At 67.4% G+C, this 11,669-nt stretch carries 16 protein-coding genes; 11 read left to right on the top strand and 5 right to left on the bottom strand.

All coding sequences use genetic code 11. The features are described from left to right. The first annotated feature begins 152 nt into the window (after positions 1–152). Positions 153–2,018: a BCCT family transporter gene (locus IFT90_RS16435; RefSeq protein ID WP_192043287.1), complete on the top strand. Its 1,866-nt coding sequence runs from the start codon at positions 153–155 to the stop codon at positions 2,016–2,018. A 103-nt stretch (positions 2,019–2,121) separates the two neighbouring features. Here the strand turns inward: IFT90_RS16435 and IFT90_RS16430 are convergent, their stop codons facing one another. Beyond that, positions 2,122–3,504 carry a potassium transporter TrkG gene (locus IFT90_RS16430; RefSeq protein ID WP_192043286.1) on the bottom strand — a complete coding sequence of 461 codons (1,383 nt, stop codon included), beginning with the start codon at positions 3,502–3,504 and terminating at the stop codon, positions 2,122–2,124. Between the two features lie 445 nt (positions 3,505–3,949). On the opposite strand from IFT90_RS16430, the gene IFT90_RS16425 reads away from it, so the two are divergent. From IFT90_RS16425 to IFT90_RS17725, 3 genes are all read left to right on the top strand, one after another. Then, the gene (locus tag IFT90_RS16425) at positions 3,950–4,198 is read left to right on the top strand and encodes a hypothetical protein (RefSeq protein WP_192043285.1); all 249 of its coding nucleotides are present in this window, start codon (positions 3,950–3,952) and stop codon (positions 4,196–4,198) included. Between the two features lie 159 nt (positions 4,199–4,357). Then, positions 4,358–4,855, top strand: a complete 498-nt coding sequence (locus tag IFT90_RS16420; protein ID WP_192043284.1) for a helix-turn-helix transcriptional regulator — start codon at positions 4,358–4,360, stop codon at positions 4,853–4,855. A 66-nt stretch (positions 4,856–4,921) separates the two neighbouring features. Continuing rightward, entirely contained in the window at positions 4,922–5,254 is a 333-nt protein-coding gene (locus IFT90_RS17725) for a helix-turn-helix domain-containing protein (RefSeq protein WP_192043283.1), read from the top strand. Here IFT90_RS17725 and IFT90_RS16410 read toward each other — a convergent pair. Continuing rightward, complete coding sequence (locus IFT90_RS16410) at positions 5,225–5,506, bottom strand: hypothetical protein (RefSeq protein ID WP_192043282.1); 282 nt, start codon at positions 5,504–5,506, stop codon at positions 5,225–5,227. The two genes, IFT90_RS17725 and IFT90_RS16410, sit on opposite strands and share 30 nt — an antisense overlap. A 401-nt stretch (positions 5,507–5,907) precedes the next feature. Between IFT90_RS16410 and IFT90_RS16405 the strand changes: the two genes are divergently transcribed. From IFT90_RS16405 to IFT90_RS16395, 3 genes are all read left to right on the top strand, one after another. Further along, positions 5,908–6,303, top strand: a complete 396-nt coding sequence (locus tag IFT90_RS16405) for a hypothetical protein (RefSeq protein ID WP_192043281.1) — start codon at positions 5,908–5,910, stop codon at positions 6,301–6,303. 161 nt (positions 6,304–6,464) lie between these two features. After that, positions 6,465–6,821 (top strand): hypothetical protein, encoded by a 357-nt coding sequence (locus IFT90_RS16400; RefSeq protein WP_192043280.1) that lies wholly within the window; start codon positions 6,465–6,467, stop codon positions 6,819–6,821. A gap of 48 nt (positions 6,822–6,869) precedes the next feature. Continuing rightward, a complete protein-coding gene (locus tag IFT90_RS16395) occupies positions 6,870–7,364 on the top strand; it encodes an SRPBCC family protein (RefSeq protein WP_244638930.1) in 495 nt (164 codons plus the stop codon). 553 nt (positions 7,365–7,917) lie between these two features. Here IFT90_RS16395 and IFT90_RS16390 read toward each other — a convergent pair. Genes IFT90_RS16390 through IFT90_RS16380 form a run of 3 tightly spaced genes read right to left on the bottom strand, consistent with a single transcriptional unit; the run spans position 7,918 to position 8,641 of the window. After that, the gene (locus tag IFT90_RS16390; protein WP_192043279.1) at positions 7,918–8,115 is read right to left on the bottom strand and encodes a hypothetical protein; all 198 of its coding nucleotides are present in this window, start codon (positions 8,113–8,115) and stop codon (positions 7,918–7,920) included. A 14-nt stretch (positions 8,116–8,129) separates the two neighbouring features. Further along, a complete protein-coding gene (locus IFT90_RS16385) occupies positions 8,130–8,411 on the bottom strand; it encodes a hypothetical protein (protein ID WP_192043278.1) in 282 nt (93 codons plus the stop codon). Further along, a complete protein-coding gene (locus IFT90_RS16380; protein WP_192043277.1) occupies positions 8,408–8,641 on the bottom strand; it encodes a hypothetical protein in 234 nt (77 codons plus the stop codon). The genes IFT90_RS16385 and IFT90_RS16380 overlap by 4 nt, the downstream gene beginning before the upstream one ends. A gap of 216 nt (positions 8,642–8,857) precedes the next feature. Here IFT90_RS16380 and IFT90_RS16375 point away from each other — a divergent pair, with 216 nt between their 5' ends. The 4 genes from IFT90_RS16375 to IFT90_RS16360 all read left to right on the top strand — a co-directional run bounded on the left by IFT90_RS16375 (position 8,858) and on the right by IFT90_RS16360 (position 11,228). Beyond that, entirely contained in the window at positions 8,858–9,424 is a 567-nt protein-coding gene (locus tag IFT90_RS16375; protein ID WP_192043276.1) for a sigma-70 family RNA polymerase sigma factor, read from the top strand. Beyond that, positions 9,421–10,074 (top strand): hypothetical protein, encoded by a 654-nt coding sequence (locus tag IFT90_RS16370; RefSeq protein WP_192043275.1) that lies wholly within the window; start codon positions 9,421–9,423, stop codon positions 10,072–10,074. Before IFT90_RS16375 ends, IFT90_RS16370 begins: the two co-directional genes overlap by 4 nt. Then, the gene (locus IFT90_RS16365) at positions 10,071–10,409 is read left to right on the top strand and encodes a hypothetical protein (RefSeq protein WP_192043274.1); all 339 of its coding nucleotides are present in this window, start codon (positions 10,071–10,073) and stop codon (positions 10,407–10,409) included. The genes IFT90_RS16370 and IFT90_RS16365 overlap by 4 nt, the downstream gene beginning before the upstream one ends. A 243-nt stretch (positions 10,410–10,652) precedes the next feature. After that, positions 10,653–11,228, top strand: coding sequence for a sigma-70 family RNA polymerase sigma factor (locus IFT90_RS16360; RefSeq protein ID WP_371741099.1), 576 nt, complete (start codon positions 10,653–10,655; stop codon positions 11,226–11,228). Positions 11,229–11,669: the final 441 nt, after the last annotated feature.

The following is an 11,669-nucleotide window of genomic DNA, read 5'->3' as shown; positions in this document are numbered from 1 at the left end:
GCCGAAGGCTCACTCTCCCGTCAGTGCCTGAGCTCGCGGTGCTCGTCTTGTGCGCGGTACCTCCGGCTGAGGGCGGGGATCGTTGTCGAGATGTCATCGCTGAATACCCCCTCAACTCGGCCGCGACGCCTCTGAACCGTCACCATGGATGCATGGCCACGACAACACCGCCCCCTTTCGGGCCCACCGCCGACCATCCCGCTTCCCTGACGGAGACCGTCTCGACCACCCCGCAACTGCGCCGATGGGTCTTCTGGCCTGCCGCCGTCGTAGTCCTCGGCTTCGTCGCCTACACCCTGATCGCGCCCGCCTCGGCTGAGGCGCTGTTCCTCGGCCTGCAGAGCGGCATCGTCCGGAACTTCAGCTGGTACTACGTCCTGATCGCCGCGTTCTTCGTCGGCTTCAGCCTGTTCCTCGGATTCAGCAGGTTCGGCGGCATCAAGCTCGGCAAGGACAAGGACGAACCCGAGTTCTCCACCGGCTCCTGGTTCGCGCTCCTCTTCGCCGCCGGCATGGGCATCGGCCTCGTCTTCTACGGCGTCTCGGAGCCCCTCAGCCACTTCGCCTCCCCGCGGCCCGGCGTCACCGGAACAGAGGACCAGCTCGCCCAGCAGGCCCTGACCCAGACGTTCCTGCACTGGGGGCTGCACGCCTGGGCCATCTACGTCGTGCTCGGCCTGGCACTCGCCTACGCGATCCACCGCCGTGGCCGTCCGGTCTCGATCCGCTGGGCCCTCGAGCCCCTCCTCGGCGATCGCGTCCGGGGCGGCTGGGGCAACCTGATCGACGTCATCGCCCTCGTCGGGACCCTCTTCGGCGTCGCGACGTCGCTCGGTCTCGGCGTCATCCAGATCGGCGCAGGCCTGGAAGCTGCCGGCATCGCCGACAGCAGCATCGTCAGCCAGATCTCGATCATCGCCGTCATCACCGCCGTGACCATCGTGTCGCTCGTCACCGGCGTCACCAAGGGCATGAAGATCCTCTCGAACTTCAACCTGATCCTCGCCGCGGCCCTTCTCCTGTTCATCCTGATCGTCGGGCCCACGCAGTTCCTGCTCCGCGACTTCGTCCAGTCGATCGGCGCCTACCTGCAGAACGTCGTCGGCCTGTCGTTCAACGTGACCGCGCAGCAGGGCGCAGCCGGTGAGGAGTGGCAGGGCGCCTGGACCACCTTCTACTGGGGCTGGTGGATGTCGTGGGCGCCGTTCGTCGGCATCTTCATCGCCCGCATCTCCAAGGGCCGCACGGTGCGCCAGTTCGTCTTCGGCGTCCTGCTGGTCCCGACCGCCCTCACCTTCCTGTGGTTCGCCGTCCTCGGCGGCGCCGCGATCCACCAGCAGACCGACGGTGCCGGCGGCCTCGTCGGCGCCGACGGCTCGGTCGACGTCGAGGGGTCGCTGTTCGCCTTGCTCGGCGGCCTGCCCGCCGGCACCGTCCTGACCTTCGGTGCGATCTTGCTCATCGGGGTGTTCTTCGTCACGTCGTCGGACTCCGGATCGCTCGTCATGGCGATGATCGCGTCCGGCGGGGACATCGAGCCGAAGAACTGGCTGCGCGTGTTCTTCGCCCTCGTGGCCGCCCTGCTCGCTGTCGCGCTCCTCCTGACCGGTGGCCTCGACGCCCTGAAGACCGCGGCGATCACGACCGCGTTGCCGTTCAGCATCGTGCTGCTCTTGACGTGCTGGTCGACGATCATCGCCTTCAACCGCGAACGACGCGCGTACGACAAGGCCGAACGCGACGTCCTCCTCGAGCACGTGGGCGCCTACTACGGCCTCGAGGTCGATGCGCCCGGCCGAGCGGGCAGCAAGGGCCTGGCCCGGCCGTGGGAGGCGGTAAAGCGCCGCGTCCGTGGAGCCCGCGCGGACTCCGTCTCGGGTCCTTCGGCGTCGGCATCTGCGGTCGTCGCCGAGCCGCCGTTGCAGGTCGACGTCGTGTCGCCCGACCCGGCCATCGACGCCCGCCTCGACGAGGACGCACCCGGCACCGCCGACCAGGACGGTACCAAAGAGCGCTGACCTCGCGGCATCGGCCTGACGGGCGTCGTCTCCTCGGAGACGGCGCCCGTCGCCGTTCCCCGCCCGGCGGCGTGCCCGTCCGGTCCCAGTCCCTGGTCCGGGGTCAGCCGATGACGGGGCGGTCCTCCGGGTAGTCGTACAGCAGGGTGCGGCGGCGGACGGCGAGGGCAGAGGCGAGGCCGATGGGCCCGACGCGGCCGGCGAACATGAGGGCGGCGAGGACGTACTTGCCGAAGGGGTCGAGCTCGGCGCTCAGCCCCACGCTCAGGCCGCAGGTGGCGAAGGCGGAGATCACCTCGAACAGGATGCGGTCGAGGGGTTCGTCGCTGACGGTCATGATGAGCGCGGTCGCGGCGAGGACGAGGGTGGCGCCGAGGAAGATGACGCTGATCGCGACGCGCAGGGCTGCCTCGGGCACGGTGCGGCGGAAGACGCGGACGTTCCTGTCGCCCTTGCCCTCGGCGGCGATCGCGAGGAACAGCAGCGCGATCGTCGTGACCTTGATGCCGCCCGCTGTGGAGGCGGATCCTCCGCCGACGAACATGAGGGCGTCGGTGGCGAGGAGGGTGATGGGGTGGGAGGCGCCGGTGTCGACGAGCGCGAAGCCTCCGCTGCGCATCATGGTCGACGCGAACAGGCCGTGGACGATCTTGTCGCCGGGGGCCATGTCGCCGATGGTGGCGGTGTTGCCCCACTCGAGCAGGGTCCACACGATCGCCCCGAAGATCAGCAGGCCGGTGGTCACGGAGAGGGTGAGCTTGGTGTGGAGGTTCCAGCGTCGGAGGTGTGTCTTGTAGACCATGAGGACCATGAAGACGGGGAAGCCCAGGCTGCCGACGAACACCCCGACCATGAGCGGGACGATGATCAACGGGTCGGTGGCGAACTGTTCAAGGCCCTCGGCGTGGGTGACGAAGCCGGCGTTGTTGAACGCCGAGATGGCGTAGAAGACGCCGTGCCACGCGCCCGAGGCGAACGACCCCTCCCGCACGATGAACGCGGGCACGAGGACGAGTGCGAGGGCCGCCTCCACGACCACCGTCGTGAGGACGACGATTTTAAGCAGCGACTGGACCTCGCCGAGCTTGCTGGTGCCGATGCCTTGCTGGGCCATGATCCGCCCGCGGACGCCGAGCTTGTGCGTGACGGCCCGGGAGAGCAGCAGGGCGATGGTGACGATGCCGAGGCCGCCAACCTGGACGCCGGCGAGGATGACGACCTGTCCGAAGAAAGACCAGTGGGTCGCGGTGTCGACGGTCACGAGCCCGGTGACGGTCATCGCCGAGACGGCGGTGAAGACCGCGTCGTGCAGCGGGGTTCTCGTGCCGTCGGCCGTCGCGACGGGGAGTGCGAGCAAGGCGGAGAAGAGCAGGACGACGCCAAGGAAGATCCCGAGGGCCACGAGTGCGGGCGAGCGGCGCAGGACGCCCTGAGAGAGGGCCGCGATCCGAGCAGGAGCAGCGGTGCCCTTCGTCTGCCTCGTCACCGGCCCCACAGTAAGGCACCTCCACCGCCACTTCCACAGGTGCACGTGACACCGAAGGGAGGGACCAGGGGAGACGCGTCAGGCTGACGTCGCTTCAGTGTGTCTTTGAAATGTCGGGGACCCGACAGGAAGATGCCGCTCATGCACACCGTCACGCTCCGGCTCCGTGAGTCGTTCTGGTTGTTCCCCGGGTAGAGGTCGTCAACCTCTACCTGGCGGATCACATCAAGCTCACGCGTGCCGAAGCTGGGTGTATCTCCTTCCCGGTCGCCCAGACGAAAATGCGCTGGTCTGGTCAGTCGAGGAGCGGTTCGAAGCCCAGAGCGTCTTTGAACTACATCAGCGACGCGTCGCAGGCAGTGAGTGGGGTTGGGCGACGGCCAGTATCGAGCGCCGCTAGTCGATTGACGGGCTGTACCGCTAAGCCACCGACTAGCTAGAAGGCGTGCGCAGCAGCCTTGACCTGGTCTGTCCGGCGAGAGAGTGTGGTGCGGTGGAGACCAATGGCGACCCAAGCACGAAGCGGTCCGTAGCGCTTTTTCTGTTGATCATCGCGTCGCTCGTGGCCATCGCGGCGCTGATACTGATCGCGCTGGACAACTCTCGAACGCCCCTGTACTTCACGTTGGCTGGTGCGGTGATCACGACCTGCATCAACGCCCGAACCCTGAAGCGTGGTCAGAGCCCTCGATAGCCCATCCCTTATCGGACCCGATCTGAGACCGCCGGCTGCGGCTGCGGCTGCGGCGTGATGGGGGACGGGGTGCCCCGAGGTGCTCTGTCGCGAAGGTGTCGGGTCCCTGTCGGGTCGATGTCGTGGACCTTGGGGCTGGTCGTTCTTAGTGTGAGGTTCATGAACGAGACACGGATCGTCGATCTCCGGACCCAGATGGGCTGGACCCAGGAACGCCTCGCAGACGAGAGCGGCGTGACCGTCCGCACCGTCCAAAGGCTCGAGGCGGGCAATGACGGGAGCCTCGACACGCTGTCGCGAGTGGCGAAGGCGTTCGGTGTCCCGGTGCGTGATCTCTTCGTCACCGTCGCCGAGGACGACTACGGCCGCTCGGTCACCGCCCTCGACGAGCGGACGACTCGCCAGCAGGAACGGCGGGGCCGTGTCGAGGAGGGCTTCCGAGCCTTGTACTACGGGGTGGGCGTGCTCTTCACGATCGCCGTGGTCGTCGCAGTCGCCACCGACGTCGTGCCGAACGTCGCCATCTTCTCGATTCCCGCGTACTGGGTCGCCGGGTGGCTGTTGTCGATGTTCCTGTTCCTCGTCGTCCTCAGCCCGCGCCTCGACCGTGCCTATCCCCTCTCCCGCGCAGCTAGGGACGAGTTGACGAGCAGCTAGACACAGCGTCCAGATGCCGATCATCGGACGGGTAGGAAGCGATGCGTCGGAGGCGAGAATGGGTCTATGCCTGTGCGCCTGAGTGATTCCCAAGTGGTGGCTCTTCGGCAGAGATACAGGAACGGGACGACTCAAGTGGAGTTGGCTGCGCAGTTTGGCGTTAGCCAGAGCACGGTCTCGAGCCTCGTCGTGGGGCGCGCTCGTGTCGATGCGGGAGGTCCGATCACCCATCGTTCTCCGCAGAAGCTGACCGACGATGACATCACCGATCTGCGGCGCCGGGCGGCTGAGGGAACTTCCGTTGGCGCGTTGGCGACACGGTTCGGTGTGACGCCCCCAACCGTGACGCGTTTGATCCGGGTGTCCGGATCACGCCTCGACAGCGGTCAGGCCGTCTAACCATCGGCGGAAGATCGCTCCGACTGCGGCGGGGGCGACGACTGTTATCGGTGTTCCGCTGCGGGCGGCGAAGGTGAATACTTCGCTGCCGTCTCTCGCGACGGTCGTCCAATGGTCGGACGGGTGGACGTCGTGGACGGCGGCCGTTGAGGTGGCTGTCCCGTGTCGGTGGACCCGGAAGAACGCCGTGAAGTCGCACACCTCGAACGACTCTCCGAGGTAGGACCACTTCATACAGTTCCGCATCTTCACGGGAAGAATCTAGAGGCCGTTGCCGGAGGGCTCAACTGGATGGGCCTCCACGGGGTGTGGGTCTCCGGTGGGGGAGGGCCTGACGGGGAACCTGAGTAGGGTCAGGAACCCCGCCATCGGCAGCGAGGTCTTGGCTGCCCCCGCAATGTAGCCGCGTGCTGGCGTTGCTCCTAGGGCCCGACAGACAATCAGACACCGCAACGTCCTGCGCATCTGGCAAGTTCTTCTGGATCACCTCTAGTCCGGGAGGTCGTCCTGATCCAAACTGACGTCGACGGCGGCAACAACGGCCACATGAGGTCAGCGGACCTCGACCACTTACTGAGTCAGCGATCGCCCGAGGGTGCTGATGAGGCGACTGGTCGAGGCTGGCTGCAGAACAGTGCGGAGGGCGGACCAGAATGATCCTTGCCAAGGCGTCTCCGGCGGGGCCGGGGGTTGTTCCGGTAATCAAGCGCGCCGCCATCGGGCTCGGTGTCGTTGCCCTCCTGGTCTTTTGGGGTCTCTGCTTCCTCTTCGAGTCCAGCAAGACCAGCGGTGACGTTCCCGCGGCCGCGGCCATGCGTTTCCCAGCCGGCTCCGTCGTAGTCGACACGGAGAAGCACTGCCGCGCCGACCGCTGCTGGTCGGCGTTCTACGTAGCTCCGCCCCCAGGGATGACCGCGACGGAGCTTACGGCTGAGATCGAGGGCGCGGGCGTGGGCCCCATCCTGGGTTCCTTCTCCGACCCACGTTTCGTTTACTCCAGAGCCACGCTCAATGGGCTGACCGTTCACGTGGTCGGCCGCTACTGGTGAGGCGCCGCCTCGGCGTATGACTTGGCCATGGTTTCAGTGCCCGCAGGACGCACGACGACCCAGCCCCGGACTCTCGAGGGCCAGTAGGTGCGGGGTGCGCGGGAGCCTGCCGCGACAGCCTGCGAGCTCGTGACTAGCGTGGGATGTCGGAGGTAGATTCCATGACCGTTTGGACTGTCATCGCATTCGCCGCTGTCGCTGCCGCGGCGCTGGCGCTGCTGGCGCCGCACGCTCGAACGAGCTCCCTCGAGGCGCTGCGCCTGTTCAGGTTGGAGGCCGTCGACAGCGAGGCGTCACGTCGCGCCGCCACCTGGGCCCTGACTCCCCTCGCGGCACTCTCGATCGGGGTGAGCCTCATCGGTCTTACCGTGAACAGTGGAGGGCCAGGCTCCGGAGTGACGTCCTTGATCGCGCTGCTCCTCGTCGGCGCTGGCCTGGCTGCCGGCCACATCGCTGCGCTTCGCACGAAGAAGGTTGAGACATTCCGTTCCATCCGGCGCCGTGACAGCGCCGGATAGGGATCCTGAGCCGGTGCGCTCGATTCAGTGGGCTGCTAGCTTCCGGGCATGACCTGGCCTGTCGTCCACATCTCACGCTCGCTCGACCACGACGTCGCCGCAGTCTCCCGTGTCGCCGGGAATCCAGAGAACCTACCCGCGTGGGCGGCTGGTCTGAGCGCCGGGATCCGCCAGGAGGACGGGCGGTGGATCACCGACTCGCCCATGGGCGTCGTCGAGGTGGCCTTCACGGGGCCGGTGGAGCTGGGGATCCTCGACCACGACGTGACCCTTCCCAACGGATCTGTAGTGCGGAACGCCTTCCGCGTCGTGGCCAACGACCAAGGCAGTGAGGCCGTCTTCACCCTCTTCCGCCGTGACGGGATGTCCGAGGCGGACTTCCACTCCGACGCTGACGCTGTCCGCAAGGATCTCGATCGACTCGCGGCGCTGCTCGAAGAGCGCCTGCCTCGCGCCCGACAGGAGATCGTTCACCGGCGCAAGCCTGAATGCTCGTCTAGCACGAGTCGGACATTCCCGCCTTTGATTTGCTGGCCCCGTTGATTGTCTCGCTCGCGCCGTTCGGTTCTTCTTGCCGTTCGAGTTGGGGTATCGCTGGGGCGTCGTGGTTCGGGCCACAACACCCCAGCGGGGCGAAGCAGCGTTGCTTCGCGGGGTCTTCACCTCGGCCGCAGCTAGGGACTGCGGGTGCGTCGTGCACGGGTGAAGACAACTAGAGGCGCCAATCCTCGATTCAAAGAAGGTTTAGGCAGCAGGCGCGGCGGCAGCGCCCGGTATGTCGAGCTGCGCAGCCACCCATCCGCGGTAGCTCACGAGCTTGCGACGGTGCCCTCTCCATTGCCCATGACCCCTGGAATCATGATCGGCGAATCGCAGGTCTCGCCGAGGAGCGGGACGGCGAGGTGCCGCTTGAGGTAGGAAACGAGTTCGTGGTGGGGGAGGCGTTGCAGTGAGGTCGGGGCCGGGCGTGTTCCGGGCCGGTGGGGGTCAGGGGTGGTCACGGTCGGCGAGCAGGGGCTCCATGTCCACTTGCTCCGTTGCGGGCAGGGGCGGCCGGGTGGAGGGGGTGATGGGTGCGGTGAGAGCGATGTTCGGGTCAGGCAGTTGCATGGTGGGTGGTGTCCTCGAGGAAGAAGTCGGCGTAGGTGGGCCCCATCGGGACGGGGTAGAGGCGGCGGCGTTGTTCTCGGCGGGCGTAGGTGACGATCAGTGCCGGAGGAACGTCGGGCATCGAGTCGTACGTGCGGGCCTGGCGACCAGGTGAGCGCCGCGGCTCGCGTGCGGTGTCCGTCACGAGGTGCGTTGTGGTCACCGGCGGTGAGACCACGGCAGGAGCCGGTGTCGACTGTGAGGGCGAGGCCGACCTGAGGGGGCGGGCGGTGCGACGAGGGCGGCTTGTGCCTGGAGGAGGGTGTCGAACGTCCCGACGACGTCGCCGCGGGCATTGGTGGTGATGAAGGTCCCGACGAGCTGCACGGCGCCGGCGATGTCCTTGCCGGTGCGGCTCGTCCACATGCCGGGGGCCGTCTCGTGCCACGTCACCGGGGAGGTGCTGGCGTCCGCCGTCCTCGGGGGGAGTGTGGTCGTCACGCGGCGTTTCGCACGCTGGCGTCCGTGCGGAGGCGGGCGGCTGCTGTGGCGAGGTCGTTGTAGTCGCCGAGGTACTGGCTGAAGCAGTCGCGGACGTAGAAGTGGTCGCCGTGGTGGTCTACGGTTCCCGCGAAGGCGCCGCTCGTGCTGGCGACCCAGAAGCCGGGCTCGGCCTCGGTGAGGGTCATGGCGGCGGGGCGGGTGATGGGTGCGGGCGCGAGCAGGGTCACGGGTGTTGTTCCTCATTCAAGTCGGGTGGGGAGCACGCGTGCTTCTCGTCGGGTCGAGGGGCGGCAGGAGCGCGTCACTACTAGGTCGCAACGACTATGGGATTCGTCACACCGGTTGTCGACGAATTTCGGCCGAGTCGTGATGGGGAGCGATTCGCCCCGCTCACGGACGCCTTTCTGCCGCACGGGGAGCCGTGGACCGGGTAGAACTGACGGGTGTCCGATCAGCCGCGCCGTGTCGACCTCGCGGACGCTGACGACCACACCCTCGTTGAGCGTGCCGGGCACGGTGACGTCCGGGCGTTCGAGGTCCTGGTTCGCCGGTACGGGCCGTTGATGCGCTCCTACGCGCGGCGGGTCCTCGGTCGTTCCGACGACGTCGACGACGTCGTCCAGGAGACCTTCGTCACGGCGTGGAAGCAGCTGCCGTCGATCGAGGACCCGGCGAAGGTGAAGAGCTGGTTGATGCGCATCGTCAGCAGGCGGTGCGTGGACAGGATCAGGGCCAGACGTGACCACGACGACATCGCCGACCACGACTCCGAAGGTCCCGAGCACGAGACGCCGCACCGTGTCGTCGAGGCCCGGTCGCGGGAGCACGCCCTGACCCTGGCGTTGGAGGCGATGCCGGCCCCCCAACGGCGGGCGTGGATCTTGAAGGAGATGGTCGGGCATTCGTACGACGAGATCGCGGACGACCTGGAGCTGCCTGTGTCGACCGTCCGGGGGCTCCTCTCCCGGGCGCGGAAGAACATGATCACCGAGATGGAGGCATGGCGATGAGCGCGGACCTTCCCGACGACCTCGAAGCCGCCGGCGTCAGCGGCGACGATGTGGAGACGCTGTCCCTCGAGCCCGACCGGCTCGACGGGCACACCATCGACGAACTCGCCGACTACCTCGACGCCGGGATGACCCCGGCAGACCCGACGATCGACGACTCACCGGCCTGCCAGAACGCCCTCGACGCCCTCACCAGGGTCCGCATGCTCTCCCACGGAGCCCTCGAGGCCGACGCGCTCGACGAGGACGCGCGAGAAGACGACTGGATCACCGAGATCATCACCAACATCAGCCTCGAGGCCCACGCCGGCCGGGACATCCCCCTCCCGCCGCTGAAGGAGACCGAGAACTCCGTCATCACCGAGGGAGCCGTCCGCAGCATCGTCCGCCGCGCCGGCGACACCGTCGACGGCGTCCTCATCGGCAGGTGCACCCTCGAGGGCGACGTCACCACACCCGGTGCCCCGGTCGTCATCCGCGTGTGGGCACGCATCATCCGTGATCACGGCGCGACGACGGCTGCCGTGACCGACGCGGTGTGCTCAGCCGTCGAGGAGGCGCTGCGGACGCACACCGAGATGAACGTGGAGAGCATCGACGTCACGATCCGGTCAGACGGAGCCGCACCCGTCCGGGAGGAAGAACGATGACCAGCCACGCCCTCGACGACGCCGCCCGAGACGCACTCGCCCTCGAACTCGAGACGCTCGTCGACGGCGTCCCTGGTGTGGCCCACATCTATCAGCCGCGGGCGACCCTGCCTGCTCTCCTCGCTGCCCGGCAGACGCCCGACCCGAGCACCCCGCCACCGCCTCCTCGGATCGAGATCGGTGACGACGGTGTCGTCGCCCTCACCATCGCGACCGACGCAGACAGCATCTCGCCCGACGTTGCTCACCGAGTCCACGACGCCCTGCTGGCCCGCCTGAACCAGGCAGCCATCACGGTCGAGAGGATCGACGTCCGCATCGCGCGCGTCGACTGAGCCTCCTGGGCGACGAACCGTATTCCCGGCCGCCTGCGAGCTCGCTCCTGTGAGGTGTCCCGATAGGGGATTCCTCTAGGGGATCGAGGTTGCGGGTCGAGTGGGGCGCGGCGATTGAAAGCGTGTTCCCCGAAGTGGGGGAAGCGGCTAGGAGGCGGGCGCATACGCTGACAGCAGCGCTCGGGGGAGTGTCTCTCATCCCCGTGGCTTCTCTGATCGGACCTTCTCGTGTCGCTTGCTTCTGTGCTGCCTGTCACCGCTGAATGGACGAACGAGGACCTCCTCGCTCTCGTTGCAGAGGGCAACGATCGCGCTTTCACCGTGTTCTACGATCGGACGTCTTCTCGGGTCTTGGGCTTGATTCGGAGGATCTTGGTGGACCCGGCGCAGTCCGAGGAGGTCGCTCAAGAGGTGTTCCTCGCCACATGGCAGGAAGCGGCGTCTTTCGACCCGGCCCGGGGCACAGCTCTGGCGTGGTTGCTCGTCCGGGCCAGGCGCCGCGCGATCGACCGTGTCCGGTCCTCGCAGGCCGCCCGTGACCGCGACACCCTCGCCGGGTTTCGAGATCTCGAAGTCAGCCGGGACGACGTCGCGGAACAGGCAGAAACCCTGATCGAGCACCGCCGTGTCACGACCAGCATGAAAGCCCTTGCGGCCCCTCATCGGGAAGCACTCGAGCTGACGTACTTCGGCGGGTACACCCAATCCGAAGCGGCAGCGAAAGCTGGTGTCCCGATAGGGACGATGAAGACCCGCATTCGGGACGCCCTGATGGCGCTGAGGAAGCTCACCGCCGAACCCCGCCCTGCGTGGAGCTGACGTCCCCACGTGCGAACGACTTTCGCGGGCGCCTAGCGGATCAGGGGCAGCGGTCCTACTCTGAGCGTGCCCGGCGGTGGTACCCCGGGCACGACACCGCTTGTCTGCTCCTGATCCGCAGACGACCGGCAGCCCACACACGCCCCCGCCCTCGCGGGGGCGTGTGGACGTTCACGGACATCCCCGTCGAGGAGCACTGTCCTTTCGTGAGGAATGCTCCTACGATCGACATGCCCCGAGACGGTTCAGGACTCGGGAAGGCCCAGCCCCCGCCGTCGCGTCGACTTCGGGTGTCCGCGGCGGCGGGGACTGTGTGCCCCCAATGTCTCGCCTTGCTTGCATGCGCGATGTCGCGTCCCCTGGCGCCGGGCCTGGTGGGCATAGAAAAACCCCATCCCGCTCACGAAGCGGGATGGGGTTCCACCGGGATGCCGGCCCTAC

This window comes from Frigoribacterium sp. CFBP 8766 (assembly GCF_014841435.1).
Classification (GTDB): Bacteria; Actinomycetota; Actinomycetes; order Actinomycetales; family Microbacteriaceae; genus Frigoribacterium.
This window is presented reverse-complemented; position numbering and strand designations above follow the sequence as displayed.